At 74.2% G+C, this 26709-nt stretch carries 23 protein-coding genes and 1 tRNA gene; 10 read left to right on the top strand and 14 right to left on the bottom strand.

The annotated features are described in order from the left end of the window. Window positions 1–16: 16 nt before the first annotated feature. Window positions 17–730: a hypothetical protein gene (locus ABZ495_RS17490; RefSeq protein WP_359836677.1), complete on the bottom strand. Its 714-nt coding sequence runs from the start codon at window positions 728–730 to the stop codon at window positions 17–19. Window positions 731–1031: 301 nt separating this feature from the next. Here ABZ495_RS17490 and ABZ495_RS17485 point away from each other — a divergent pair, with 301 nt between their 5' ends. Beyond that, entirely contained in the window at window positions 1032–1892 is an 861-nt protein-coding gene (locus ABZ495_RS17485) for a hypothetical protein (protein ID WP_359803764.1), read from the top strand. A 291-nt stretch (window positions 1893–2183) separates the two neighbouring features. Here the strand turns inward: ABZ495_RS17485 and ABZ495_RS17480 are convergent, their stop codons facing one another. Next, on the bottom strand, window positions 2184–2393 hold the full coding sequence (locus ABZ495_RS17480; protein ID WP_359803763.1) for a DUF6011 domain-containing protein: 210 nt from the start codon (window positions 2391–2393) through the stop codon (window positions 2184–2186). Window positions 2394–2538: 145 nt separating this feature from the next. Here ABZ495_RS17480 and ABZ495_RS17475 point away from each other — a divergent pair, with 145 nt between their 5' ends. Continuing rightward, window positions 2539–3306 carry a TetR/AcrR family transcriptional regulator gene (locus tag ABZ495_RS17475; RefSeq protein ID WP_359836675.1) on the top strand — a complete coding sequence of 256 codons (768 nt, stop codon included), beginning with the start codon at window positions 2539–2541 and terminating at the stop codon, window positions 3304–3306. Between the two features lie 191 nt (window positions 3307–3497). Here the strand turns inward: ABZ495_RS17475 and ABZ495_RS17470 are convergent, their stop codons facing one another. Continuing rightward, entirely contained in the window at window positions 3498–3833 is a 336-nt protein-coding gene (locus tag ABZ495_RS17470; RefSeq protein ID WP_352290672.1) for a helix-turn-helix domain-containing protein, read from the bottom strand. A gap of 309 nt (window positions 3834–4142) precedes the next feature. Here ABZ495_RS17470 and ABZ495_RS17465 point away from each other — a divergent pair, with 309 nt between their 5' ends. Further along, window positions 4143–5003 (top strand): SDR family oxidoreductase, encoded by an 861-nt coding sequence (locus ABZ495_RS17465; RefSeq protein WP_359836673.1) that lies wholly within the window; start codon window positions 4143–4145, stop codon window positions 5001–5003. A gap of 153 nt (window positions 5004–5156) precedes the next feature. Then, window positions 5157–6224 (top strand): EamA family transporter RarD, encoded by a 1068-nt coding sequence (gene rarD / locus ABZ495_RS17460; RefSeq protein WP_359803761.1) that lies wholly within the window; start codon window positions 5157–5159, stop codon window positions 6222–6224. Between the two features lie 51 nt (window positions 6225–6275). Here the strand turns inward: rarD and ABZ495_RS17455 are convergent, their stop codons facing one another. From ABZ495_RS17455 to ABZ495_RS17445, 3 genes are all read right to left on the bottom strand, one after another. After that, window positions 6276–7235 carry an ABC transporter permease gene (locus ABZ495_RS17455; protein ID WP_359836671.1) on the bottom strand — a complete coding sequence of 320 codons (960 nt, stop codon included), beginning with the start codon at window positions 7233–7235 and terminating at the stop codon, window positions 6276–6278. Then, window positions 7222–8154, bottom strand: coding sequence for an ABC transporter ATP-binding protein (locus ABZ495_RS17450; RefSeq protein ID WP_329489261.1), 933 nt, complete (start codon window positions 8152–8154; stop codon window positions 7222–7224). The genes ABZ495_RS17455 and ABZ495_RS17450 overlap by 14 nt, the downstream gene beginning before the upstream one ends. A gap of 221 nt (window positions 8155–8375) precedes the next feature. Then, on the bottom strand, window positions 8376–9614 hold the full coding sequence (locus ABZ495_RS17445) for a DUF2092 domain-containing protein (protein WP_359836670.1): 1239 nt from the start codon (window positions 9612–9614) through the stop codon (window positions 8376–8378). Window positions 9615–9793: 179 nt separating this feature from the next. On the opposite strand from ABZ495_RS17445, the gene ABZ495_RS17440 reads away from it, so the two are divergent. Beyond that, the gene (locus tag ABZ495_RS17440; protein ID WP_359836668.1) at window positions 9794–12400 is read left to right on the top strand and encodes a bifunctional FO biosynthesis protein CofGH; all 2607 of its coding nucleotides are present in this window, start codon (window positions 9794–9796) and stop codon (window positions 12398–12400) included. Window positions 12401–12676: 276 nt separating this feature from the next. Beyond that, the gene (locus ABZ495_RS17435) at window positions 12677–13792 is read left to right on the top strand and encodes an ADP-ribosylglycohydrolase family protein (RefSeq protein ID WP_329489264.1); all 1116 of its coding nucleotides are present in this window, start codon (window positions 12677–12679) and stop codon (window positions 13790–13792) included. Between the two features lie 146 nt (window positions 13793–13938). Here ABZ495_RS17435 and ABZ495_RS17430 read toward each other — a convergent pair whose 3' ends face one another. The 3 genes from ABZ495_RS17430 to ABZ495_RS17420 all read right to left on the bottom strand — a co-directional run bounded on the left by ABZ495_RS17430 (window position 13939) and on the right by ABZ495_RS17420 (window position 16231). Continuing rightward, window positions 13939–14148 (bottom strand): DUF397 domain-containing protein, encoded by a 210-nt coding sequence (locus tag ABZ495_RS17430; RefSeq protein ID WP_329489265.1) that lies wholly within the window; start codon window positions 14146–14148, stop codon window positions 13939–13941. Continuing rightward, a complete protein-coding gene (locus ABZ495_RS17425) occupies window positions 14145–15008 on the bottom strand; it encodes a helix-turn-helix transcriptional regulator (RefSeq protein WP_329489266.1) in 864 nt (287 codons plus the stop codon). The genes ABZ495_RS17430 and ABZ495_RS17425 overlap by 4 nt, the downstream gene beginning before the upstream one ends. Before the next feature lie 467 nt (window positions 15009–15475). After that, entirely contained in the window at window positions 15476–16231 is a 756-nt protein-coding gene (locus ABZ495_RS17420) for a GPP34 family phosphoprotein (protein ID WP_329489267.1), read from the bottom strand. A gap of 298 nt (window positions 16232–16529) precedes the next feature. Between ABZ495_RS17420 and ABZ495_RS17415 the strand changes: the two genes are divergently transcribed. Then, a complete protein-coding gene (locus tag ABZ495_RS17415; RefSeq protein ID WP_359836666.1) occupies window positions 16530–18899 on the top strand; it encodes a D-alanyl-D-alanine carboxypeptidase in 2370 nt (789 codons plus the stop codon). Between the two features lie 80 nt (window positions 18900–18979). Here the strand turns inward: ABZ495_RS17415 and ABZ495_RS17410 are convergent, their stop codons facing one another. Together ABZ495_RS17410 and ABZ495_RS17405 are read right to left on the bottom strand one after the other, a co-directional pair. Beyond that, window positions 18980–19948, bottom strand: coding sequence for a YhjD/YihY/BrkB family envelope integrity protein (locus tag ABZ495_RS17410; protein ID WP_359836664.1), 969 nt, complete (start codon window positions 19946–19948; stop codon window positions 18980–18982). Between the two features lie 159 nt (window positions 19949–20107). Beyond that, window positions 20108–21649 (bottom strand): glycosyltransferase family 39 protein, encoded by a 1542-nt coding sequence (locus tag ABZ495_RS17405; RefSeq protein ID WP_359836662.1) that lies wholly within the window; start codon window positions 21647–21649, stop codon window positions 20108–20110. Between the two features lie 312 nt (window positions 21650–21961). Between ABZ495_RS17405 and ABZ495_RS17400 the strand changes: the two genes are divergently transcribed. Beyond that, window positions 21962–22034 (top strand) — tRNA-Arg (locus ABZ495_RS17400). 262 nt (window positions 22035–22296) lie between these two features. Here ABZ495_RS17400 and ABZ495_RS17395 read toward each other — a convergent pair. Together ABZ495_RS17395 and ABZ495_RS17390 are read right to left on the bottom strand one after the other, a co-directional pair. Continuing rightward, the gene (locus ABZ495_RS17395; protein ID WP_359836661.1) at window positions 22297–23181 is read right to left on the bottom strand and encodes a carbon-nitrogen hydrolase family protein; all 885 of its coding nucleotides are present in this window, start codon (window positions 23179–23181) and stop codon (window positions 22297–22299) included. A gap of 52 nt (window positions 23182–23233) precedes the next feature. After that, window positions 23234–24082, bottom strand: a complete 849-nt coding sequence (locus ABZ495_RS17390; protein WP_359836659.1) for a phosphatase PAP2 family protein — start codon at window positions 24080–24082, stop codon at window positions 23234–23236. A gap of 530 nt (window positions 24083–24612) precedes the next feature. On the opposite strand from ABZ495_RS17390, the gene ABZ495_RS17385 reads away from it, so the two are divergent. Both ABZ495_RS17385 and ABZ495_RS17380 read left to right on the top strand, forming a co-directional pair. Next, window positions 24613–25584, top strand: coding sequence for a sigma-70 family RNA polymerase sigma factor (locus tag ABZ495_RS17385; protein ID WP_329489273.1), 972 nt, complete (start codon window positions 24613–24615; stop codon window positions 25582–25584). A 123-nt stretch (window positions 25585–25707) separates the two neighbouring features. Beyond that, a complete protein-coding gene (locus ABZ495_RS17380; protein WP_359803733.1) occupies window positions 25708–25977 on the top strand; it encodes a hypothetical protein in 270 nt (89 codons plus the stop codon). A 10-nt stretch (window positions 25978–25987) separates the two neighbouring features. On the opposite strand, the gene mscL is transcribed toward ABZ495_RS17380, so the two are convergent. Beyond that, a complete protein-coding gene (gene mscL / locus ABZ495_RS17375; protein WP_359803732.1) occupies window positions 25988–26407 on the bottom strand; it encodes a large conductance mechanosensitive channel protein MscL in 420 nt (139 codons plus the stop codon). Window positions 26408–26709 lie beyond the last annotated feature (302 nt).

Here is a 26709-nt window from a genome sequence, read left to right as displayed (position 1 = left end):
ACCGCACCTCGCACCACTACTTCCAGAAGATGGCGCCCTTGCCCAGGCTGTAGGGCGCGCCCCAGTATTCGGCGCCCGAGACCTTGGTGGCCGCCGGGGCGAGGGCGACGGCGCAGCCCTGGGCGGTCTGGCCGTTGGTGAAGCCCTTCGGCAGCGAGGGGTTCGCGCACTTGGCGAAGCCGCCGATGATCATCAGTTCCTGGGCCTCGCTGCCGTCCGGCAGGAGGCCCTTGACGTGGTCCACGCTGGTGTAGGCCAGGTCGGTGGTGCCGGTGTTGGTGACCGAGTACCGCACGTAGTACGGGACGAGCCCCTTGGCCTTGTCACCGAGCTTGAGTGCGGCCAGGTCGGCCGGGTCGCCGGTCTCGATCGCGGTGACCGACAGGGCGATGACGCCCTTGGTGCTGCCGGAGCTGAACTGCACCTGGGCGGGCTGGCCGATCTTGAAGGTCTGCCCGGGGGTGGCGTCGGTGCCGCCGCCGGCCGCGGGAGCGGCTGCGGGCGCGCTGGTGGCCGCGGTGGTGGGAGTGCCGGTGGCGGCACCCGACGGGCTGGCCGCGGCCGGCGTGCTCGCGGAGGCGGCCGGGGTCGTCGGCGCGGCGGCCGGTGGCGGAGTGCTGCTCGCCGTGTCGGCCGCCGGGTCGTCGTTGCAGGCGGTGAGGGTCAGGGCGCCGACCGCTGCGAGACCGACGAGCGTCCACATGCGCTTGCGGGTGTGGATGCCGTTCATAGGAGGTTCCCCCGTGTTCCGGGCCGTCAGGCGGCGGCCCTGCTGAGATCTTGATAGCGGGGCCGGGGGGTCGGGGGCCATGGCTTCGGCGCGGTTCGGCCCGAATGTGACGTGACCGCGTCGGAGTTGTCGACGAGCCGGTACAGTAGCGCCCCTTGCGCCCGGCCGCCCGGCTGCCGAACCGCAAGGCGCTGAACCGGCCCTGACGGAGGGACGCGGCGGGTACCGGGCCCGTTGCGGAGGCGTCTCGGAGGCGTCTCGACCGGACGCCCCGCCCGCGCGCCTGGCTACGGTGGTGGCCATGAGTACGGGGGGCGGATCGGCCTGGGCCGGGGTACGGCGGGTCTTGCTGACGTTGTCGGGCGTGGTCGTGGCCGGGGCGGTGATCCTCGTCGCGGCCGTCCTGTGGCAACTGCACGACCTCACCACCGTGCCCCCCGCACCGGACGCGAGCGCGCTCGCCCGGGCCGCCGACACGCGTGCGGCCCGCGACCGGGCGGTGGCGTTCGCCGACGAGCAGACCGGACTGGTCCGGGCGGCCGCGCCCTGGGCGGAGGCGCTGGACAGCTCGGTCGCCGACCTGTGCGAGGCCCGGGCCGCCTCCGGCAGCTTCGGCAGCAAGCCGGTGTGGTCGGGGGTGATGTGCCGGCGGACGACGGTGCTGTACGCCGCGTTCGACGGTGAGATCGAGCCCCGGCTGGCCGAGCTGGACCGGGCGCTGGCCGGCGTCGGCTGGAAGCCGCGCAGCGGCGGCAGGGACTTGGTGCGGGAGCTGCACTACCAGCACAGCCCGGGTGGCGACGCCTCGGCCGAGCAGACGGCCGAGGCGCTGGCCCGGCCGAACTCGGTCGCCGTCGACCACACGCGCGGCGCCGGGCAGAACTCCGTCACCCTGACCGTCGCGGTCGCGGACGGCAAGGGTCTGCCCAGGATCAGGGGCAGTTGGGACGACTCGTCAACCCTGCGCGGGCCGGACGCGAAGCCCTACGCGGACGGTGAGTCCGAGCGGGTCGTGTACCAGGACTGGCGGCGCGTGGACGCCGAGGCACTTCAGGCGAAGGCCTACGCGAACCACCGGTACCTGCTGGCGATCGGCGTGACTCAGCTCTACGCCGCCGGCTGCCCGGGCGCCACGTGCAACGGGAGCGCACCGAGCTGGTGACGGCCGGCCCGGAAGGCCCCGGGTCGGAGTGGGAAGTCGGCCGGTCCGACGCCCTGCTCCGCGACTCATTGCCCCTGCGGCGCCTCGGGATGTGGTGACTGGGGCGGCTCGTTCGTGGTGTGTTCCGGCTGGGGCCGGCGCCCTCGGCCGGCCTCGGGTCGGAGTGGGAAGTCGGCCGGTCCGACGTCCCGCTCCGCGCGTTAGCGCCCCTGCGTCACCTCAGGAGGCGGCGTCGGAACGCTGCGGGGTGGAGGCGGAGCCGGGTGTTGCGGTTCCGGCCGATGCGGCCGGTCACCGGGACGGGCCGAACCCGGGCAACGGGTCCTGGTCGACCTCGTGGCGGGCGACCCGTTCGGTCGGGTCCCGGCACTCCGGGCCCAGCCGCAGGATGCGGGATTCCGGGTCGCGCAGCGGGCGGTGGCAGCGGCGGCAGGTGACTCGGGAGCGGACGACCTCTGCCGAGTCGGTGCCGGGGAGTGGCTCGGGGGTGCGGTCGGTCATGGGTCGACCCTAGAGCTTGCCCGACGGTGCCCGCCGGGGGCCCGCCCGGCCCCGCAGTCCGGACGCGCCGCTGTTCTCCTCCGGGTGCGCTCCGGCGGTGCGCCCGGCGGGCCCTGTCCGGGCGGGCGCGTGAAAGGATTCCCCCATGGCGAGTGAACGCAGCAGTGCGGGGGATCCGGCGCGGACGCTGGCACTGCTCTGGGGCGTGTCGACCGAGGAGAAGCCGGGCCGTCGTGGTCCCCGGCAGGCGAAGTCGCCCGCGGAGATCGCGGCCGTGGCGATCGCGCTGGCCGACGCCGACGGCGTGGACGCGGTGACGATGCGGCGAGTGGCGCAGGAACTGGGCGTCTCCCCGATGGCGCTCTACACGTACGTCCCCGGCAAGGCCGAGCTGCTCGACCTGATGCTGGACACCGTCTACGCGACCATGCCGCGCAGCGCCCCCTCCGACGAGGGCTGGCGGGCCAGGGTCGCCGCGGTCGCGGACGACAACCGCGCGCTCTACCGCGCCCACCCCTGGGTGGCAAGCATCTCGACCAGCCGTCCGCCGCTGGGGCCGGGGCTGATGGCCAAGTACGAGTACGAGTTGTGCGCCCTGGAGGGCACCGGGCTGCCGGACGTGGAGCTGGACGCCGCGCTCACCCACCTGCTGGGTTTCGTCCAGACCTGTGCCCGCATGGGTGCCGACGACCGCGCCGCGCAGCAGGACAGTGCGATGACCGACGAGCAGTGGTGGGCGGCCAACGCGGACCTGCTGGCCCGGGTCTTCGACGCCGAGCGGTACCCGGTCGCCGCCCGTGTCGGTGCGGCCGCCGGCGAGGCGCACGGCGGCGCGTACAGCGCGGACCACGCGTACGCCTTCGGCCTGGCCCGAGTGCTGGACGGGTTCGCGGCGCTGATCGCGGAGCGGTAGCCACCCGGCGGGGCCGCGAATCTGTAGACCGGTCGGTTGATTCTCGACGCCTTAGGTAGACCGGTCTGCATATTCGCCAGCTGCACGGGCCCGGAATCGCTAGACCGGTCTACAGAAACACCCCTTGAGGCCCATCTCTGTAGACCGACCGACATAAAACGCGTCGGCCCCACCCCCGAGCCCGCCCCGCCTCAGCGCGGGCGGGCGTCGTACCCGGCGCGGGCCTCCTGGACGACGGGGACGCGCTGCTCGGACCAGCGGGCGAGGGCCGCCACCAGGTGGGCGGCCTCCCGGCCGAGCGGGGTGAGGCTGTAGTCCACCCGTGGCGGGATCACCGGATGGGCCTCGCGGAGGACGAAGCCGTCGCGCTCCAGGGTCTGCAGGGTCTGCGCGAGCATCTTCTCGCTCACCCCGGACACCCGTCGGCGCAGCTCGCTGAACCGGTAGCCGCGTTCGTCCAGCGCCGCCAGCACCAGGACGCCCCACCGGCTGGTGACGTGCTCCAGTACGCCGCGGGAGGGGCACATGCGGTCGTAGACGTCCGGCGGCGGCAGCTCGCCGAGCGGCGCGGCCGGCCGGGCCGTGGAGGGGGTGGCGGCGTCGGAAGCGGCGGGGGCAGCAGGGGCGGCGCCCTGGGCCATTACCTGCATGTCATTACCTGCATGTCAGTACCCTACTTTGAAGTGCGTACTTTCGAGAAGTAAGTGCCCCTCCTAGGGTGAGTGTCGAGGCCGAGATGGATCGGCCGTCCGACCGGGAGTTCAACGGGCAATGGCCCGAACCGAACCGAACCGAACCGACCTGACCCGAACCGACCCGACCCAGGGAGCAGCAACATGTACGTCGTCACCGGTGCCACCGGACAGCTCGGCCGGCTGGTCGTCGAGGGCCTGCTGGCCGAGGTCCCCGCCGGCGAGGTGGCGGTGGTCGTCCGCGACGCCGAGAAGGCCGCCGACCTCGCCGCCCGCGGCGTGACCGTCCGGGTGGCCGACTACGACCGTCCGGAGAGCCTGGCGGGCTCCTTCGCGGCCGGCGACCGGGTGCTGTTCATCTCGGGCAGCGAGGTCGGCCGCCGCATCCCGCAGCACACCGCCGTGATCGAGGCGGCGCGCGCCGCCGGCGTCGCGCTGCTCGCGTACACCAGTGCGCCCGGCGTGGCCACCTTCCGGCTGGCGGACGAGCACAAGGCCACCGAGGCGGCGATCCGGGAGTCCGGGCTGCCCTTCTCGTTCCTCCGCAACGGCTGGTACACCGAGAACTACCTGGGCGACGCCGCCGGCACGGTGGCGCGCGGCATGGTGATCGGCAGCGCCGGGCAGGGCCGGGTGGCCACCGCCCCGCGTGCGGACTACGCCGCCGCGGCGGTCGCGGTGCTGCTCGGCGAGGGGGACGAGGGTGGTCACGCGGACACCGTGTACGAGCTCAGCGGTGACGTCGCGTGGAGCCTGCCGGAACTGGCCGCCGAGCTGGCGCGGGTCTCGGGCCGACCCGTCGAGCACCGCGAGGTGACCCCGGCCGAGCACCGCGCGGTCCTGGTCGGCGCGGGCCTGCCGGAGGGTTTCGCCGACGTCCTGGTGGACGTGGACGCCGGTATCGCACGCGGCGAACTGGCCGGCACCCCGGGTGACCTGGCCCGGCTGATCGGCCGCCCGACCGTCCCGCTGGCGGAGAGCGTGCGCACGGCGCTGAGCGCCTGACGCACCGGAGCGCCGCCCGGGCCGACCGCGAAACCGCAGGTCGGTCGGGCGGCGTCTCATGTCATGAGCAAAATGCGAATACGGAGATGACAGTCGGCCCCCGCGCCCGCTACCGTCGGCACGACATTGGTGCGCGCGGAGGGCAGGCCGTCGATGGCGGAGACAACCCAGCAGGAGGCCGGCCGGGGCCTTTGGTACGGCCTGGCGGCGTACGGGATGTGGGGGCTCTTCCCGTTGTTCTGGCCGCTGCTGGAGCCGGCCGCCGCCGACGACATCCTCGCCAACCGGATGGTCTGGTCACTGGTCGCCGTCGTCGTACTGCTGCTCGCCCAGCGGCACTGGGGCTGGATACGCCCGCTGCTGCGCCAGCCCCGCCGGCTCGCCATGCTGGGCGGGGCCGCCGCCGTGATCTCGGTCAACTGGGGCGTCTACATCTGGGGGGTCAACGCCGGTCACGTCGTCGAGACCAGCCTCGGCTACTTCATCAACCCGCTGGTCACCATCGCCTTCGGCGTGGTGGTGCTCAAGGAGCGGCTGCGGCCCGCCCAGTGGGCTGCCGTCGGCATCGGCGCCCTCGCGGTGGCGGTGCTGACCGTCGGCTACGGACGGCTTCCCTGGATCGCGCTGACCCTGGCCTTCTCCTTCGGGACGTACGGGCTGCTCAAGAAGACGGTCGGGCTGAGCGGGCTGGAGAGCCTGGCCGCCGAGAGCGCCTTCATGTTCCCGTTCGCCCTCGGGTACCTGGTCTACCTGGCACTCGTCGGCCGCGGCACCTTCGGGCACACCGTGGCGGGGTCGTTCGGCTGGGGGCACTCCGGGCTGCTGATGCTCAGCGGGGTGATCACCGCGATCCCGCTGCTCTGCTTCGGCGCGGCGGCGGTCCGGGTGCCGCTCACCGTGCTCGGGCTGCTGCAGTACCTGGCGCCGTTGTTCCAGTTCCTGATCGGTGTCACGGTGTTCCACGAGTCCATGCCGCCCGCCCGCTGGGCCGGCTTCTCGCTGGTCTGGGCCGCGCTGGCGCTGCTGACCTGGGACGCGCTGCGCCGGGTGCGGAGCGATCGGGCGGAGCGGGCCGCCGTCCTGGCCCGGTCGGCCGCCGCCGTCCCGGCCGACGCCCTGGGCCCGGCCGACGCCCCGACTGCCAGCCCGGCCGACGCCCCGACCGCCCCGGCCACCGCACCCACCCCGCCCCTCGACGCGGCCCCGGCGCCCACCCGCTGACGGGGGCGCGCAGGGCCGGCCGGCGGGGCGGCCCCGGCCCCCGCCGGCCCGCTACGCGGTGATGTCCCGGCTGGTGAAGCGCGACCACGCGGCCGAGCCGAAGACGGCCACGTACGCGGCCTGCAGCCCGAGGTTCTCCAGCACGCCGTCCCAGTACATCGGTTCGCGCAGCAGGTCCCCGAAGCTCAGCCAGTGGTGGGTGAAGAGGAACGGCTGGATCGCGTGCAGCTGGGGGAAGCTGTCGAGGATCTGGACGGTGATCACCAGGCTGACGGTGGCGGCCATCGCCGCGATGCCGCTGCCGGTGAGCGTCGAGATGAAGAGCCCGATCGCGACCAGTCCGGACAGCGAGGCGGCCACGACCAGCGCCACCAGCACCGCCCGCAGCAGCGCCGGGCCGAGCCCGATGGTCTCCCCGGAGATCAGCGTGACCTCCCCGAGCGGGAACAGCGCGGCGCCGGTGGCGAGCGCCGCCAGCGCGACCGTCGCCGTCGCCGCCAGGCAGAACGCCAGACCGGCCGTGAACTTGGCGGCCAGCAGCCTGGTCCGCCCGGCCGGCGCGACCAGCAGGTAGCGCAGGGTGCCGCCGGCCGCCTCGCCGGCCACCGAGTCGCCGGCGACCACCCCGACCGTCATCGGCAGGAAGATCGGCAGGGCCACCGCGAGCGAGGTGAAGACCAGGAAGAGGCCGTTCTGCGTCACCTGCGCGATGAAGGCCGGGCCCCCGCCGCCCTGCGACCCGTCGGTCTCGATCCTGACCACCACACCGATCAGGACCGGCAGCACCCCGAGGATCCCCAGCAGCACGATCGTCCGCATCCGGCGGAAGGTCAGCAGCAACTCGCTGCGGAACAGCGCCAGGAACCCGGCCGTCGTCTGCGCCCGGCGCCCGGTCACCCCGGGAACGCCCGGCAGGCCCGGCGCACCCACCGCGCCCGGCGCACCCGCCGCACCCGCCGCACCCGCTGTCCCCACCGTCTCCGGTACGGCCGGAGCCTCAGCCCGCGACATCGAAGCCCTCCCCGGTCAGCGCCACGAAGGCGTCCTCCAACGTGCCCCGCTCCACTCCGAAGCCCCGCACCCGCACCCCGGCCGCGACCAGCGCCGCGCAGAGCTCCGGCAGGCCGTCCTCGGCGAGCGCGTCCGGCGCCCCCTCGACCCGGTCCTCGCCCGGCAGCACGTCGCGGACCCGGTGCGCCGCCAGCACCCCGGCGGCCAGCGCCACGTCGGGGGTGCGGACCACCAGCCGCCCCTGGGCCCGGGCGGCCAGCTCGGCCACGGTGCCCTGCACCAGCAGCCGGCCGCGCGACATCACCGCGGCGTGCGTGCAGACCTGCTCGATCTCGTCCAGCAGGTGGGAGGAGAGGAAGACCGTGGTTCCCTCGGCCGCGACCTCCCGGATCAGCGCCCGGATCTCCCGCATGCCCTGCGGGTCGAGGCCGTTGGTCGGCTCGTCCAGCACCAGCAGCTCGCGCGGCTGGAGCAGGGCCGAGGCCAGGCCGAGCCGCTGCTTCATGCCGAGCGAGTACGCCCGCGCCTTCTTCCCGGCCGCGGCGGTCAGCCCCACCCGGTCCAGCGCCTCGGTGACCCGCTGCCGGCGGGTGCGCGGGTCGGCGGTCGGATCGGCCGCGTCGAACCGGGCCAGGTTGTCCCGGCCGGAGAGGAAGCCGTACAGCGCCGGGCCCTCGATCAGCGCGCCGACCCGCGGCAGCACCGCGGTGACGGACTGCGGCATCGACGCGCCGAGCACGGTGGCCACCCCCGAGGTGGGCGCGATCAGGCCCATCAGCATGCGGATGGTGGTGGTCTTGCCGGAGCCGTTGGGCCCGAGGAAGCCGAAGACCGAACCGCGGGGGACGGTCAGGTCCAGCCCGTCCACGGCGAGCTGCCCGCCCCGGAAGCGCTTGGTCAGCCCCCGGGTGCTGATCACGGCGTCGGACGGGGACCAGGACGGAGCGGCGGACCCGTACGGAGCGACGGACCCGGAGGGAGCGGCGGACCCGGAGGGAGCGGCGGACCCGGACCGGCCGTCGCCGGTGGCGGGAGCAGTGGACGGGGCGACGGCGGGTACGGCCGCGGGGGCCGGGCGCACCTCGGCGCCCCGGCCCCCGGCCGGCTCCGTAACGTCCCCCGTTACAGGAGCCCGGGTCATTACTTCACCCCGGCCGCACTCTGCAGCACCGGCAGCGTCACCGCACCGGCGAACACCCGGCCGTCATCCGTGACCAGCACGTTCAGCACCTTGGTGCTGATCAGGCTGCCGCCCTGGACGGGCTTGCCGAGCGACTTGACCAGGCCCTGCACGCTCTGGCCCGGCGCCCGGCCCTCGCCCCCGTGCCGGCCCTGCTTGCCGGACTCCGCCGGTGCCGGGGCGGCGTCGCCGCTGGGCAGCCGGGTGCTCAGCACCGTCGTCCAGCCCTCGCCGACGACGTTCAGGCCGTCGGCGCCCGCCTGCTCCGGCGCGCCGCCGGGGGCCTGCCGGCCCTCGCCACCGGCCTCCGCCCGCTGCTCCGTCACCTTGGCGCCCTTGGGGGCCGAGAACTCGAAGGACTTGGCGGCCGGCCTGGCGAAGGAGACGTCCTTGAAGTGGACGTCCAGCACGGCGGAGCCGTCCGTCCCCTTGACCACCACCGCGAGCGGCACGCCGTTGTCGGCGGCCACCGCGATCCGCACCTCGCCGATGGTGGAGCCGGACTGGGTGGGCTTGACGCTGAGCTGGTACGCCTTCTGCCCGGCGACGTTCGCCGTGCCGTCGACGGTGACGGCGGTGGTGCCCGCGCCCGCCGCGAGGAACTCCTTGGCCGCCTCGGCCGGCGTGGTCGGCACCCCGGTGAGCGGCGCCCCGCCCCGGTGGCCCTCGGGCCGGCCACCCTGCGGGGCCGTCAGGTGCACGGCCTCGTTGGTGGAGCTGTCCCAGGCCCAGACCTGGTCGCCGTTGTGCACCAGCTCGTACTCGGAGAGGTTCTCGATCAGGCCGACGCGCTGGCGGTCCGGACCGTCCACCGCGACCCGCAGGGTGTGGTCCCCGCCGAGCAGGCCGGTCAGCTTGGCCTCCGGCGCGGCCGAGGAGCCCTGGCCGGCGCCGCCGGAGCCGAGTCCGCCGCCCGCGGCCGAGAACAGCTGGCTGGGCACCCCGAGGTCCGCGGAGACCGAGACCGTCCCCGAGAGCGTCTGGGCCTGCGAGCCGAGCGCCTTCGCCACCACCTGCTCCGCCGTCAACGCGGGCAGGTTCGGCGGGGCGTCGTCCGCCAGCGCGGGCACCAGCCCGATGCCCGCGGCGATCGTGCCCGCCACCGCCAGCGGCACCGCCACCCGCACCGCGGTGCGCCGGCCCGAGCGGTAGGGCGCGCCGCCGCCCGGGTGTCGTTCAGTCGTCGTGTCGTCCGTCATAGCGTCCAACCCCTCCGTAACCGTGACCGACTGCCTGTCCGCTCCATTACACGGCCCCGGGGCGCCCGAGTCATCGCTCTGCAGGGCCAGATCGGGGTCGGTCTCCCGGCGCAGACGACCCTGACAGGCCCTCAGGGTCACCTCCTCCGGAGGTACCGGAACTGGCGTAGGGTCGCGCCATGGACGCAACCTTCACCCCGACTGCGAACGCGATGCGGCGCGCCCTGCGCCGTGCCCGGGACGGTGTCGCGCTGGACGCGGCAGAGGCTGCGGTGCTGCTCCGGGCCAGAGGCGCGGACCTGACGGACCTCTGCGCTAGTGCGGCCCGGGTGCGCGACGCGGGCCTCGCGACGGCGGGCCGGCCCGGCGTCATCACCTACTCCAAGAGCGTGTTCATCCCGCTCACCCGGCTCTGCCGCGACAAGTGCCACTACTGCACCTTCGCCACCGTCCCCGGCAAGCTGCGCCGGGCCGCGCAGGGCACGGCGCGGGAGCTCCCCGGGCGCAGCCACGGGATGTTCATGTCGCCCGACGAGGTGCTGGAGGTGGCCCGGCGCGGGGCCGAACTGGGGTGCAAGGAAGCGCTGATCACCCTCGGGGACAAGCCCGAGGACCGCTGGCCCGAGGCTCGCGAGTGGCTGGACGCGCACGGCTACGACGACACCATCGCCTACGTCAGGGCGATGTCCATCCGCATCCTGGAGGAGACCGGCCTGCTGCCGCACCTCAATCCCGGGGTGCTGAGCTGGACGGACTTCCAGCGGCTCAAGCCGGTCTCGGCCTCCATGGGCATGATGCTGGAGACCACCGCGACCCGGCTCTGGAGCGAGCCCGGCGGCCCGCACTACGGCTCGCCGGACAAGGAGCCGGCCGTCCGGCTCCGGGTCCTGGAGGACGCCGGACGCAGCTCGGTGCCGTTCACCAGCGGGCTGCTGATCGGCATCGGCGAGACGTACGAGGAGCGCGCGGAGTCGCTCTTCGCGCTGCGCCGGGTCTCCCGGGCCTATCACGGCATCCAGGAGCTGATCCTGCAGAACTTCCGCGCCAAGCCGGACACGGCGATGCGCGGCATGCCCGACGCCGAGCTGGACGAGCTGGTCGCCACCGTCGCGGTGGCCCGGCACATCATGGGCCCGGCGGCCTGCCTCCAGGCGCCGCCGAACCTGGTGGACGGCGAGTACGAGCGGCTCATCGGCGCGGGGATCGACGACTGGGGCGGCGTCTCGCCGCTGACGCCCGACCACGTGAACCCCGAGCGCCCCTGGCCGCAGATCGACCGGCTGGCGGAGCGTTCGGCGGCGGCCGGCTTCGCGCTGCGCGAGCGGCTCGCCGTCTATCCCGAGTACGTCCGGCACGGCGAGCCGTGGCTGGATCCGCGGGTGCTGCCGCACGTCCGGGCGCTGTCCGACCCGGAGACCGGGCTGGCCCGCCCGGACGCCGTGGTCCAGGGCCTCCCCTGGCAGGAGCCGGAGGACCTGCCCACCTCGTACGGGCGGACGGACCTGCACGCCACCATCGACACCGAGGGCCGCACCGGCGACCGCCGGGCCGACTTCGAGGACGTGTACGGGGACTGGCAGGTGCTGCGCGAGCAGGTGCTCGCCAAGGGCGCCCCGGAGCGCCTCGCCGGCGATCTGCGCGGGGCACTGGCGACGGCCGCCGACGACCCCGCCCGGCTGACGGACGACCAGGCGCTGGCGCTGTTCCACGCGGACGGCCCGGCCCTGGACGCGCTCTGCCGGATCGCCGACGACGTGCGCCGCGCCGCGGTCGGCGAGGACGTCACCTACTGCGTCACCCGGAACATCAACTTCACCAACGTCTGCTACACCGGCTGCCGGTTCTGCGCCTTCGCCCAGCGCCGCACCGACGCGGACGCCTACACCCTCTCCCTGGAGCAGGTGGCCGACCGGGCCGCGCAGGCCTGGGAGGTCGGCGCCACCGAGGTCTGCATGCAGGGCGGCATCCACCCCGACCTGCCCGGGACGGCCTACTTCGACATCGCGCGCGCGGTGAAGGAGCGGGTGCCCGGCATCCACGTGCACGCCTTCTCGCCGATGGAGGTGGTCAACGGCGCGACCCGGACCGGCCTCTCGATCCGCGACTGGCTCCAGGAGGCGAAGGCGGCGGGGCTGGACAGCATCCCGGGCACGGCGGCCGAGATCCTGGACGACGACGTCCGCTGGGTGCTGACCAAGGGCAAGCTGCCCGCCGCGACCTGGGTGGAGGTCGTCACCACCGCGCACGAGTTGGGCATCCGCTCCTCTTCCACGATGATGTACGGCCACGTGGACAACCCGGGCCACTGGCTGGGCCACCTGCGGCTGCTGGCGGAGATCCAGCAGCGCACCGGCGGGTTCACCGAGTTCGTGACGCTGCCGTTCATCCACACCAACGCCCCGGTCTACCTGGCCGGCATCGCCCGGCCCGGGCCGACCGCGCGGGACAACCGGGCGGTGGTCGCGATGGCGCGGCTGCTCCTGCACCCGCACATCCCCAACATCCAGACCAGCTGGGTGAAGCTGGGGGCCGAGGGCGCGGCCGAGATGCTCCGCTCGGGCGCCAACGACCTGGGCGGCACGCTGATGGAGGAGACCATCTCGCGGATGGCCGGGTCGGCGTACGGCAGTTACAAGTCGGTCCGGGACCTGCGGGCGATCGCCGAGGCGGCGGGGCGCCCGCACCGGCAGCGCACCACCACCTACGGCGAGGTCCCCGCCGAGCGGCTGGCCGCGGCCCTGGCCTCGGACGGCCACCTGCCGGAGCTGCTGCCGGTCCTGGACTGACCTCCCCACCCGGTACCGGTGACGGCCCGCCGGGCTCCCCTGCCCGGCGGACCGCCGGCGGCACAGCCTGCCGGCCCGGAGACGGGCACGGCCCGGCACGGCAGGGAGCCCGGGGTGGCCGGCCGCGGCCTGCGCGTGGCGGTCGGCACCATCGTGTCGACGTGTGGTGTTCGAGGGAATCGCTCGACTTGTTCGGTCATTCGAATACAGTGCGAGGGCGCGCGGCCGGCCGAGCGTCGCGCTCCCCGGTTCCCGGACGAAAGGCGCTCCGTCGTGATGCCACTGTGGTCACGAGCCCAGCAGCAGGACTTCCGCAGCCGGGTGCGGGGCTGTCTGCTCGGCGGGGCGATCGGTGACGCGCTCGGCGCGGGCGTCGAGTTCGAGTCGCTGGAGAAGATCCGGGCCGCGCACGGCCCGCTCGGCGTGACCGGCTACATACCCGCCTACGGGCGGCTCGGGGCGGTCACCGACGACACCCAGATGGTGCTCTTCACCGTGGACGGGCTGATCCGCGCCCACATCCGGCGGGACACCGGCAGCTGGCACCCGCCCACCGACCTCCATCTCGCCTATCTGCGTTGGGCCGCCACCCAGCGGGACTGGGGCCCGGACGAGCGCCGCACCGACCTCGGCTGGCTCGGCCGCGAGGAGTGGCTGTACGCCCAGCGCGCCCCCGGCCAGGCCTGTCTGTCCGGCCTCTCCGGCCCGGACGCGGACCGCCTCGGCACCGTGGAGGTGCCCAAGAACCCGCACTCCAAGGGCTGTGGCACGGTGATGCGGGCGGCGCCGTTCGGGCTGCTCACCACCTGGGAGCCGGGCCTGGTGTTCCAGCTGGCCGTGGAGTGCTCGGTGCTGACGCACGGCCACCCCACCGGCTACCTCTCGGCCGGCGCCCTGGCGGTGATCGTCCAGACGGTGGCCCGCGGCGGCACCCTGGAGGAGGGCGTCCACCTGGCGCTCGCCCTGCTCTCCGAGCGTCCGGCGCACGAGGAGACCACGGCGGCCCTGCGGGCGGCGCTGGACGCGGTACGGGCCGGCGAGCCGTCGGCGGAACGGGTCGAGGCGCTGGGCGAGGGCTGGGTCGCCGAGGAGGCGCTGGCGATCGGGGTGTACTGCGCGCTGGTCGCCCACGACGTGCGCTCGGGCCTGCTGCTGGCGGTGAACCACTCGGGGGACAGCGACTCAACCGGCGCCATCTGCGGCAACCTGCTCGGGGTGCTGCACGGGGACAGCGCCCTGCCGCCCGGCCTGGTGGCCGCGCTGGAGGGGCGCGGCGCCCTGCTCGAACTGGCCGACGACTTCGTCCTGGAGCTGATGCACGGGCCGGAGCTGCACGGCCTGGACACCCCGGAGGGCGCCGCCTGGGCGGACCGCTACCCGGTGCTGCGCTGACGTTCCACCCGGCCCGGTGGGCCCTGGGCCCGATCGGCCCGGTCCGCCGGCGCGCGGCCGCGTAGGTGCCGGTAGCGGCGCCCGCGGCCCCGGGGGAGGGCGGCGGACACCGCTACGGGCGACTGCGCCGAGAACGGCGCGGTGGCTCAGAAGCCGCCGAACACCCCTGCTCCGGCATCGACGGCGAACGCCTTCCAGGCCTCGGCCGAGAAGTTCAGCTGAGGACCCTGGGGATCCTTGGAGTCCCGCACCGCGACGGCGCCCGCAGCCGGCGTGGCGATCTCCACACAGGCGCCGTTGCCGCCGCTGTGGGTGCTCTTCCGCCAGGTCGTCCCGTTCTCGAAGGTGGTGCTCATGCGTGGTATCCCTCTTCAATCGTGGCTATCAGTGACCGGCTCTCGACCACTCCGAGCGCCGCTGCCCGCAGGTGGTCGTAGAGACTGGTATAGCGGCGCACGTCGGCTTCCTTCTCCAGGTAGAGATCGCTCGTCACCCCTTCGAAGTAGACAACCGTGGAATCGGCTGACTCGGGGAACTCCAGCAGGGAGAATGTCCCGGTCATGCCGGGGTGGGCGCCGTGCGAGAAGGGGATCACCTGGATCGTGATGTTCGGGCGCTGGCTCAGCTCCAGCATGTGCTTCAGCTGATCGGCCATCACCGCCCGGTTGCCCACTTCGCGGCGCAGCACCGCCTCGTCTATGACGGTCCAGAGGCTGCCCAGCGGGTTCTCGCCGTGGACGCGGTCCTGGCGCTTCATCCGGACCTGCACCCGCCGCTGGACGGAGAGCGCGTCGGTGTCCGGCTGGGTGCCCTCCACGACGGCCTGGGCGTACTGCTCGGTCTGCAGCAGCCCCGGGACGAACGAGGACTCGTAGGCGCGGATCGACGAGGCCTCGGCCTCCAGGCCGATGTACACGCTGTACGGGGTCGGCATGTCGTTGAAGTCGTGCCACCAGCCGCGCTGGCGGGACTCCCGCGCCATCTCCATCAGGCTGGCCCGCATGGCCTCGTCGGTCACGTTGTAGACGTCGCAGAGGTCGCGCACGTCGCGCTGGCTGATGCTGCGGCGCCCGTTCTCCAGTCGGCTGATCTTCGACTGGGAGACCATCAGCCGGCCGGCCACCTCCTCCGCCGTCATGGCCAGGCCCTCCCGCAGCTTGCGGAGTTCGGAGCCCAGGCGCCTGCGGCGCACGGTGGGGTTGATGTTCGCGGACACGTCGACCTCCGGCCGGACCTCTGGTGATCGTTGGAACGGCAGTCCTCGGAACACAGTGGAAATTGGGACCAACCCCCCTGACTTGGAGCAGCATGACACCTTGGATCAGGTCGGCGCCGGGGAATCGCAGGAGCGCAGTAGAACACATCATCGGAAAAGCGCTTTGGCGAGACGGCGGGCCTCCCCGCGTGGTAAGGCGACGGTGCGGCTCGATCCGGTAGTGCTGCGGTGGCGGTGCGATGGGTCGTACGGGCGCGGCAGGCGCCCGTACACGTGCCGGTGGCACGTGCTCGGGCGGGCGGGGGCGGGGCCGCCGCACGGGTGCGCGGCCCCGCCCCCGGGGTACGGCGGAGGGGCGGCCGCCCGGCGACTTCCGTCGCGGGCGACCGCCCCTGCTTCCTGCCGGCTGTTCACCGCCGGGTGGCGGCGTGAGCTGTGCGGCGTGCGCCGCGCGTGGTGGGTCCGGGTCAGCGGACGCCGACGCGGGGCGGTGCGACCCGGCCACCGGTCCCGCCGCGGCTCGCCGCCGCACGCGGTCCCGGTCGGTCCGCGCCGACCGGAGCGCCGCCACCACCTTGGGATGAACGGTTCTGCTGCGACGGCAGACCGTTCTGCACGTCCATCACCGCGTGCGCGACCATCCCGCCCAGTGGGTCGTAACGGATCAGGTCGCGCAGCCGGGACCGTGAGGACCGGCCCTCGTTGCCCGGGTACAGGTGCTTGCCCAGGCCCACCGAGTGGGCCAGCGCGGCCAGCGCGGCCGTCCGCGGGTCCGGCGGCACGCCGGTGCGGATCGCGGTGTCCAGCCGCTGCTTGATCGCGGCGTTGGTGCAGTCGTCGGACGCCTGGTAGCGCGTCGTCGGCAGCACGCCGCACATCTGGCCCGGCACGGCCGTGACCATGCCGCACCGCTCCAGGTGCGCCAGATAGGTCTGCCTGAGCCCCAGTCTGGGCCCACCGATCCAGTGGGCCGCGCGAACCGGGCTGCCGCGTCGGCGCAGCAGTTCCAGTGCGTGGTCCAGGGTCGGGTCGCCTGTCGGCCGTGGCAGGACCACGGCGATCCGATCGCCCTCCGGGACGATCCGTCCGGCCAGGGACAGCTCGACGAGCTGGGCCCCGGCGAGTCCGAGGTCGAGGGTCTGCGGCTGCGCAGTGGTACCCGTGGTCGGGTCCAAAGCGAGCAGCAAGAGTTCCTCGGGAACAGTTCTGCGGCTCTTGCCCATCCAAGCCTCCCCGCGTGGATGAATGACAGCGTGACGCCTCTCACACGGGCTTGTCGAGTACGCCTCCGAATCGTGACCTTGCGGCCGCGGCGGGGAACCGGCGGAGGCGGGCCCGGCGTCTGACCGGTGGAGGGACCGCGGTGCGGCCGTGCGGCGGCAATACGCGCCGGTCGGGCGGGGTGTGGGCGGCCGGAACGGTCGCCGGTGGCGGAGACTGTACAGGTACACGGGGCGGGGCGTCGGCTTCCCGAAATCGGGTCTGCCGGTGCCCCGCCGGGCGTTGAGGAGGCTGGGTTACGTGGGCGAGTCCCCCGACAGGGTGCTGCGGGACGGCGAGCGGAGGCGGGAGCGGGACGAGGCGCGGAGCGGTTCCGGCGCCGGTGCCGACGCGACGGCGGCGGCCGTGGAACCGGCCGGGCGCGAGGACGCCGACGCTGCCGGGGCGGACGCCGGGGCGGGTGCGCGGGCGGACGCCGGGGCCGGTGCCGAGGCCGCTTCGGACGAGCCCGGGAGCTCCGCGGCGGCTTCGGAGACCGGTGCCGACGATGCCTCGGACGCGGGGTCGGAGGCCGCCTCCGCCGCCACCGGGGAGCCCGCCGCCGATGGCGCGGGCGCGCCCAGGACGGGGTCGACCGTCCAGCTCCGTGTCCGGGATACGGACTCCAGGACCACCATGCTCCGCCTTCCCGTGGACAACGCGACCACCGCGCTCCGCCTCCCCGCGGACAGCGCGACGACCTCGTTGCGACTGCCCGCGGACAACGCGACCACCGCGTTGCGGCTGCCCGAGGAGCTCCGTTCCCCGGCCGACGGCGGTGCCGGCCGGGGCGCTCCGCCGGTCGAGCCACCGGCCGGCGCCCCCGCCGGGAAGCCGGGGCGCCCGAGCGGGTCGGACCCGCGTCTCGCCATGCGGACGGACTCGGCGGCCCCCGGAAAGCCTCCGGCGGAGCCCGCGAACCCCCCGGCCGAGCCCGCCGAGCCCGCCGAGCCCGGCGACGAGCCGAAGGGCGCCGACGAGTCGAAGGGTGCCGACGAGTCGAAGGGCGCCGACGAGCCGAAGGGCGCCGCCGGGCCGGAGACCCCCGCGCGGCCCGCGCGGCCCGCCGACCGAGCCGGGCAGGCCGAGAAGCTGGAGAAGCCCCGGGCCCCGCGGGCGCCCGGTGCGGGCACCGTGCCCGAGCCGGTCCCCGAGCCGCACCCGGCCCCCAGGCCCGTCCCCGAGCCGGAGCCGGAGCCGGCACCCGAGCCGGAGCCCGTTCCGGCCCCGAAGCCGGCGCCCACCCCGGCCCCCGAGCCGCTCCCCACCCCCGACCCCCGGCCGCTGCCGCCCCCGCCGCCGCTGCCGAAGCCCGCGCCGCTGCCAGCCCCCGAGCCCGCGCCCGCGCCGGCCCCGGAGACGACGGCCGAGGCGATGCAGGTGCTGGCGACGCTGAACGCGCGCCCCGTCTCGCCGTTTCGCCGCGCACTCAAGCGGATCACCATCTGGACGGTCTTCCTGGCCGTCGTGCTCGGCGCGGTGGCGGTCGCGCAGCTGCTCCGCCCGCTGCCGGACGCCAAGGTGAAGCAGACCGCCGCGGGCAGCTACAGCTTCGGCGGCGACCCGCTCGACCTGGCCTGGCCGGCCAAGGGCCAGTCGGCCGCCCAGGTCGTCGGCGTCGGCAGTCTCGGCAGTTCCGGCCCGGAGACGCCGGCCTCGATCGCCAGTGTCACCAAGGTCATGAACGCCTACCTGATCCTCCAGTCGCACCCGCTCAAGAAGGGGGAGAGCGGCCCGAAGATCACCGTCGACAAGCAGGCCGCCCAGGAGTCCGGCAACGTCGACGAGTCCAGGGTCACCCTCACCGAGGGCCAGCAGCTCACCCAGTACCAGGCGCTGGAGCTGCTGATGCTGCCGTCGGCCAACAACGTGGCCCGGCTGCTGGCCCGCTGGGACGCCGGCTCGGAGGAGGCGTTCGTCAAGAAGATGAACGACACCGCCGCCAGGTTCGGCATGGCCGCCACCACCTACACCGACCCGGCGGGCTTCAGCCCGGACACCAAGAGCACCGCCAAGGACCAGCTGAAGCTGGCCGAGCAGGTGATGCAGGACGCGATCTTCCGGCAGATCGTCTCGACGCCGGAGACCAACTTCAACAATCAGAAGATCTCCAACACCAACACCCTGATCTCCCCGAAGAACGGCATCATCGGCGTCAAGACCGGCTCCAGCACCCCGGCCGGCGGCTGCCTGATGTGGGCCGCCTACAAGGAGGTCGGCGGGGTCCAGCGGCTCATCCTCGGGGTCACCCTGGGCCAGCCGGCGACCACCGCCGAGCCGAGCATCCTCAAGATCGTCCAGAACGTCAGCGCCCTGCAGATCCAGGCGGCCCAGAACGGGCTGACCGGCCAGACCCTCGCCAAGCAGGGCGACGTCGTCGGCCGGGTCGACGACGGGCTCGGCGGGACGGTCCCGGTCGTCGCCGCCAAGGACCTCACCGCCGCCGGCTTTCCCGGCATCAGCGGCACCCTCACCCTGGACCCGGCCAAGCTCGGCCACACGGCCAAGGCCGGTGCCCAGGTCGGCGTGCTGAGCGTGGGGGCGGGCGACGGCAAGGTGGAGGTCCCGGTCGTGCTCCAGACGGACCTGGCCCCGCCGTCCATCCTGTCCCGGCTGACCCGCCTGCTCTGACCTCGGCCGTCCGGCCCGCCCGCGGGCCTCGAACACCCCTCGGCGGGGGAACCGGCCACCGGTTCCCCCGCCGAGGCGCGTCAGCCGCCCCGCGGTCCGTCCGCGCCGTCGGGGTCCGGTCCGCCCGCGTCCCCCGCCGCCTCGCCCGCCTCCTCCGCGGTGAGCGGGGCGCCGCCCCAGACGCCGGGCTCGGTCCGGGTGCCCAGCCAGTGCGCGACCGCCTCCTCCTCCGACACCACCCGGCCCAGCGCGATCGCCAGCGTCAGTCCGGCGAACATCACGATCAGCCAGGAGAGGCCGGTGAAGACCACCCCGTACGGCCCGAACTGCGTCACGCTGTGCGCCATCGCGCGCGGCAGGTAGATCCGGGAGGCGATCCCCAGGCCCACCACCACCGCCCCGCAGAGCAGCGCCCCCGGCAGCAGCGGCAGCCAGCGCACCCGGCCGACCAGCAGCAGGTGCTGGGTCCACCACCAGATCGCCGTCCCGCCGACGAAGGTCAGCGGAATCCCCAGCCAGGCACCCAGGCCGAAGCCGTCCCGCAGCGGAGTCTGGAACATCAGGCAGACCAGCCACACCAGCAGCCAGACCAGCCAGCGCCAGGCCACCACCCGCGAACCCGCCCTCGGCAGCTCCCAGCAGCGCTCGCAGACGCGTTGCATCGCCCGGCTCAGCGCCGTCGCCGACGCCAGGGTCACCAGGGCGCCGAACACGCCGATCGTGGTCTCCTGGTCATGGCTGCTCTGCAGCATCTGCTGCACCGACTGCTGCGCCGCACCCTCCAGGCCCAGCTCCTTGCGGAGCGAGCGCATCACGTTCTCGCGGACCGCGGCCGGGGTGAACACGGCCACCACGAGGAGCGCGGGCAGGGCGCTCAGGAAGGCCTGGGCGGCCAGCCGGGTCGCGCAGTCGAGGAGGTTCACCCGCAGCAGGTGGCCGAGCGCCCGGCCCACCAGCGGCACCTGCTCGGGCAGCTCGCGAGCGCGCCGGGCCAGCTTCGCCGACCGCTTCTTCAGCCGGGTCACCCGCCCGGCCGGGTGCTCGCTCACAGGTGTCCTCCCGGGCAGTCCCGACCGTCGAGGGGCGGGCGGCCGGAGGCCGGAGGCGCCCCGGTCACCGTGCTCCATGGTCACCCGGTCGCCGGACGGCCGCATCCGGGCGGACCGCCGTCACGCGGGCGCCGGACCGGGCGGACCCGGCAGCCGGGCTCAGCCGGTGGTGGAGTCCAGCAGTGCGAGCGTCACCCCGCCGAGCGGCGTCACCCGGTCGGGCGGGCCGTACCTGGCCCGGAGGGCCCGCGCCTGCTCCGCGGGCATCGCGGTCAGCGGCTCGGCGGTGTCCCCGAGGACGAGCAGCCAGGTCCGCTGCCCCTGCCCCAGGCACGCGTCCACCTGGGGGCAGGTGGTCGGGAAGAGGTCCTCGGCCTGGAGGGCGCTGCGTTCGACGAAGACCGGGAACGGCCGGACGTCGCTCGGCAGGTAGTAGGAGACACCCGGCCCGACCATCGCCCAGCCCTGGTCGCCGAGCGGAGCCGCCAGCCCGTCGCCGGGCCGGTACCCGGCCCCGATCAGCTCGGCGGCCGCCCGGTACGGCTCACGGGAGAAGGAGTGCGAGCCCGCGGAGCGCACCGAGGACTGCTTGGGCAGCGCCACCAGGGCGGGGACCGCGATCAGCCCGACGGCCAGCAACGCGCCCGCGGCCCGGACCTGCCCCGGCGTCCGGCTGCGTCGTGCGGCCGCCGCCACCGTCGTGTAGACCGCCTGCACCCCGCCGCCGGCCAGCGCCGCCCAGGCCGGCACCGTGAAGAGCAGGTAGCGGTCGACGAAGTACGAGGTGCTGCCGCGCGACACCAGCCAGACGCCGAGCACCGGCAGCACCGCGAGCAGCAGCAGCTGGAGCGCGGGCAGGCGGCGCCCGGGCAGGACCAGGGCCAGCAGGGCCAGCAGGGCGAAGACGTGGAACACCCCGGGCGAGCCGAACAGCGGCTCACCGAAGTGCCGCAGCTGGTAGAAGGTCGGCTTGCCGATCCAGCCCAGCTGGCGCCCGGACTGCCGGCTGCCCAGCAGCACCACCGGCAGCACCGGCAGGGCCGCGACCAGCACGGCGAGTGGGTACTGCCAGAGCACCCGCCGCTCGGTGGCCGGGCGGGTCCGCCACAGGTGCAGCGCCACCACGGCCAGCTGGCCGGCCAGCGTCGCGAAGGAGATCAGGTGCCCGGCGCCGGCCGCCGCCATCGCCACGCAGTACGGCGCCCACCGCCGCAGCGACGGGCGCTCCAGCGCGCGCAGCAGGAACCAGGTGGCCGCGGCGACCGCACAGGTCACCAGGGCGTACGAGCGGGCCTCCTGCGCGTACCGCGAGATCAGCGGCACCACGGAGAACAGCAGCCCGCCGCCGATCGCCGCCACCCGGCCGCCGAACAACCGCTGGGCGGTCAGCGCCACGAACGCGGCGGCGCCGGCCATCGCCAGCACGGAGGGCAGCCGCAGCGCGATCGCGGAGTCGCCGAACACCGACGTCCAGCCGTGCATCAGCAGGTAGTACGCGCCGTTGCTGGCGTCGATGTGCTGGAGCAGTCCGAGCAGATCACCGAGCGAGCGGGTCGCCACCGTCCAGGTCGCCACCTCGTCCCGCCACAGCTCGGGCGTCCCGAGCCGGTAGGCGCCGACGCAGAGCATCGCCAGTGCCGGCCAGAGCCACACCAGGCCCAGTACGCGGAGGGCCGGATGCCGTCTGCCGGCTGATGTCATGGTGAAGCGCCTCGTCCTTGCGGTGATGCGTTGCTGCAGGCGTGCCAGGGCCGGCGGGGGCACCGACGCCCCGCACCGGAACACCGGTTCGCTCCAGGCTACTGGAGCAGGATGTGACGCCCCGTCGCCGGGCATCATCGGCACCCTCCCCATGATTCCATCTTCCCGCACACGATTCGCACGCGGACTCCCCTCACCGCACACCCCGCCACCTCCGCCCGGCCGACGGCCCGACCCGGCGTGGCCGCCCCCCGATCCGCTAGGCTGTCAGCGGTCGTCGCGCCACACGCGCGCCCGACCGCGAACGACCCCGCCTCAGTAGCTCAGGGGATAGAGCACGGCTCTCCTAAAGCCGGTGTCGCAGGTTCGAATCCTGCCTGGGGCACAGCACGCTACGCAGTGAAGGCCCAGGTCCGGGGATTCCCCCGGACCTGGGCCTTCGTCGTTCCCGACCGCCGTCCCGCCCGTGTCCCGCTTGTGCCGCGTCCGTGCCGCGCGTCCGTGCCGCGCGTCCGTGCCGCGTTCAAGGCCGTGGGGCCGCGTGCCCGGCGGGCCCGGGGTGGGCGCGAGGACCGGCGCCCCGGGGTGGCGGAGTCGGCCGGGCGCGTTCGGGGCCGCCGGTGTGTGACGGGCCGTCGGGGGCGGGTTCAGCCGAGGCCGAGGGTGTGCCGGTCGCGCGGGGTGGTGCGGGGCTGGGAGGCGAGGTCGGCGAGGAGGCTCTCGGCCTCCCGGGTGGTGCGCAGGACCTCCGGGTCGAGGTCGGCGACGACCAGCTCGCGGCGGTCCGGGCCGGCCTCGGCGAGGAGGCGGCCGTCGGGGGACCAGACGGCGCTGACGCCGCAGGTGTTCCAGCCGCCGGTGGTGCCGATGTGGTTGGCCAGCACCGTGTAGAGGGTGTTGTCGAGCGCGCGGGCCGGGAACCAGGTCCGGGACTCGTGGTGGCCGTGGCCCACGCTGAACAGCGCGCCGACCAGGTAGGCGTGGCAGCCGTCGAGGGCGGCGGCGCGGGCGTGTTCGGGGAAGCCGGAGTCGTAGCAGATGCCCAGGCCGAGCCGCCACCCGTCGAGTTGGAGGGTGCAGCCCGTCGTCCCGGGGCGGTAGGTGTCCCGTTCCGTCTTGAAGAGGTACTGCTTGTCGTACCGGGCGGTGAGCGCACCGTCGGGGCCGAAGACCAGGGCGGAGATGCGCAGTTCGCCGTCGGCGTCCCGGACGGCCGCGCCGACCACGGCGGCCGTGTCGGTCTCCCGGCAGGCGTCGGCGATCGGTGCGAGCCGGGGATCGCCGGGCTGGACGCTGTACTTGAGGGGGTCGGTCCGGATCAGCTCGGGCTCGTAGCCGGACAGGAACTTCTCGGCGAAGAGCACCAGGCGGACGCCGTCCGAGGCGGCCTCGCGGATCAGGTCGGCGACGGTCGCGACGTTGGCGGGGAGGTCGCCCGCCACCGCCTGGGCCTGCGCGGCGGCGATCCGTAGCGGCCGGTCGGGGAAGTCGGGGGCGGGAGCGGGCCGGTCTGGCGTCGAGGGAAGCGGCATGAAGGCCAGGCTAGGCGGGCCCGGCGGACCGGCCCGAGGCCGGGGACCCGCGCTAGGGCTTGACCGCGCCGTCCGGTCGGTCGCCGGCCCGCTCGGCGGCCTCCTCGAAGGCCGGATCAAAAGCCGGGTCGAAGGCCGGGTCGTAGGGCGCGGGGGCGGTCTGGGAAACGAGGACGCGCTGGACCCTCGGCCTGGTCCGCCAGTTGACCCGCCGGACGTCCCGGGCCAGCGCGCCGGGCCGGCAGAGCTCGACGGCCACGGTGACCGCGCCCAGGACGATCCCGGCGGCCAGCCAGCCGCCCAGCACGTCGCTCGGCCAGTGGACGGCGAGGGCGACCCTCGTCCAGCCGATCGTCAGCACGGTCAGCGCGGCGATCGAACAGGCGGTGATCCGCCCGCCGCGCGAGGACCGGTGCCAGACCAGCCCGACCAGGACGGCGCAGGTGATCACGGAGGCCATCGCATGCCCGGACGGGAGGGCCGGGCCGCCGGCGTGGGCGACCGGGTCGGGGAAGTGCGGCCGCAGGCGGTCGAGGCAGAGCTTCAGGGCCCACAGGAAGCCCCAGCCGACCAGCGCCTGGGCCGCGGCCCAGCAGGCCAGCACCCGGGCCCCGATCAGCCAGAGCCAGAGCGTGGCGGCGCCGAGCAGCGTGCGCATGGTGATCGTGCCGCCGATGTCGGTGAGCATCTGCACCGAGGCGACCCAGACTCTTCGGCCCTGGGCGTAGCGGTGCATGTCGTCCACCCAGCCCTGGTCCAGGCGGGCGAGGGGGGACCAGCCGGTCTGCACCAGGGTGGCCAGGACCGCGAACAGCGCGGTACAGCCCGCCGCGAGCGCCACGTGCCGGAGCAGGTGGCGATTACGCGGGGTGAGGAGAAGCGAGCTGTTGGTCAGGTGCATGGCTGACACCTTCCCAGTGCGTTGTGCTGATCGGACGCCTGCGCGATAGCGATTTGGCATCTTTTGTGCGGAGGATCTGCGTGCGCCGGGGAGCGGGCGCGGGGCGGCTCCGGGGTGCGGAACCGGTGGCAGCGGCGGCTCCGGCGGAGTCGGGCGGGAACGCGCGCGGCTGCCCGCGGGTTCTCCGGAGTGAAGGGCCCGCAAAGGAGTGCGTCGACGGCCCCGGCATGGGCGGCCGCGCAGCGGCAAGGCGCCGGGGGGCCGCACCCGCGGTCCCGCCGACCGCTTTCGGCGGACCGCGCCGTGTGGACCGCCCGGCCGGCACCTGTGGTGCCGGTCCGGTCACGCTCCGTCCAGGGGCGTGGTGAAAACCGGCAGCATACTGCATCGGCGGAAGAATCTGAGCGACTTGGGAATGTTGTCCGGAATCTGTTCGTTGGATCGTTACGTGTGAGCCCCGCGGGGCCCGCATTCTTGCCCTCTTGGGGGCAGGCAGGCAGACCTCGGCAATTCCAGCAAAGGGAGCAAGCATGGCCACCCGTGCCGTCGTTCGCGACAGGGCCGACCGGACTCGCGCGGCCCGCCCGACCAACCTTGAGGCCGACCGCGACCTGGTCGGTATGTATCTCGACGAGATCGCCAGGACGCCCCTGCTCGATGCCGCCGAGGAGGTCGAGCTCTCGCTGCGGATCGAGGCCGGTGTGTACGCCCAGCACCTGCTGGAGGAGGCGGAGCTCCCGAAGGGTGTGAAGCGTGAGGAGCTGGAGGCGATAGCCGAGGACGCCGAGCGCGCCAAGGACGTCTTCATCCGCTCCAACCTCCGGCTGGTCGTCGCCGTCGCGCGGCGTTACCCGCGCAGCGGCCTTCCGTTGCTCGACCTCATCCAGGAGGGCAACGCCGGCCTGGTGCGGGCGGTGGAGAAGTTCGACTACGCCAAGGGTTTCAAGTTCTCCACCTATGCCACCTGGTGGATCCGGCAGGCGATCACCCGGTCCATCGCCGACCAGTCGCGCACCATCCGGCTGCCCGTCCACCTGGTCGAGGAGCTGGGCCGGATCCGGCGTGTCCAGCGGGAGAAGTCCAAGGAGCTGGGCCGCGAGCCGGAGCCGGCCGAGATCGCGGCCGAGCTGGACACCACCGAGGCGCGGATCAAGGACGTCCTGGACTGGGCGCGTGACCCGGTGAGCCTCAACATGTCCGTCGACGACGAGGGCGAGACCCAGTTCGGCGACCTGGTCGAGGACACCGGGGCGACGTCCCCGGAGGACGCCGTGATGGTCATGCTCCGCCGCGAGGAGCTGGACGGTCTGATCGGGCGCCTGGACGACCGGACGGCCTCGATCATCCGGTCGCGGTACGGGATGGAGGACGGCCGTGAGCGGACGCTGACCGAGGTGGGCAAGCAGCACGGGCTGACGCGGGAGCGGATCCGCCAGATCGAGAAGCACGCGCTGGCCGAGCTGAAGCGGATCGCCGACCACGCGGGCTTCGAAGCCGCCTGACGGCCTCCCCGCCGCCACCTCGCCGTCGTGCCGGGCCCCGGGTGCGGAATCGCTCCGCACCGGGGCCCTCACGCGTCCCCGGCGGCGGTCGGCGCGGGCACGGGGAGCTTCTAGGCTGGAGGAGTGGACGATGTGCGAGACGGAGGCGGGCCGGTGACCGAGCGGGAGCCCAGGCAGGACGGCGGGGACGGGACGGACGCCGCGGAGGCCGTGAAGGCGTCCGACGACCCCAAGGCCGCGACGAAGGCCCGGCTGGTCTTCCGGGACCCGCTGGACCAGCAGTCCAGTGACGACACCGACGCCGGCTGGGGCGGGCGCCCGGGAGCGGGGGAGAGTGGTGGACGGGGACTGGACTGGTACCTGAGCCAGCGCCCGCCGCACCACGGGGACTGACGGGGCGTGCTCAGCGCTGCTGCGTGACCAGCGCGTCGCGGATCTCGGTCAGCAGCAGGACCTCCTTGGCCTCGGCCTCCGCCTGGACCTCGGCGAGGCTCTTGCGCCGGGCGGCGAACCTGGTCATCGGCAGGATCAGGCAGAAGTAGACGACGGCCGCGGTGATGACGAACTGCAGGAGGGCGCTCAGCACCGAGCCCCACAGGATGAGGATCCCGGACGTGACCTCGCCGGTCGCGCTCAGCTCGCAGGGGCCCTTGAGGCAGGAGCTGTAGGCGCCCAGGTCCTTGGCTCCGAAGGCGCCGACGATCGGGTTGATCACGCCCTTGACGAAGGCGTTGATGATGTTGGTGAACGCCGCGCCGATGACGACGGCGACGGCGAGTTCGACGACATTTCCGCGCAGCAGGAATTCCTTGAAGCCTTTCATGCCGCGTGAACGACGAAGTCGTGGTCCGGTCACGGGTGAGCTTCGAGGTGTTCCGATTGACAACCCGATCGGCCGACCGGCGCGGCGCCCGGAGGGGAGAGACCCGCCCGCGCGGGCCCGACGGCCAGCGCGGCCGACAGGGCGACCAGCAGCAGGGCGGGCACCCCGAGCCGGTGCCGGGCGGCCCGGCGGAGCCGGTGGAGGCGGCCGCCGCCACGCCGGATCGGCGCGAAGGGCGGCACCTCCCGCCGGGGCGGAACGGCCGGGGCGGGGAGCGGCGGGAATCGCGGGGGGAGGCTCGT

This window comes from Kitasatospora sp. NPDC005748 (genome assembly GCF_040630735.1).
In the GTDB taxonomy this organism is placed as follows: Bacteria; Actinomycetota; Actinomycetes; order Streptomycetales; family Streptomycetaceae; genus Kitasatospora.
This window is presented reverse-complemented; position numbering and strand designations above follow the sequence as displayed.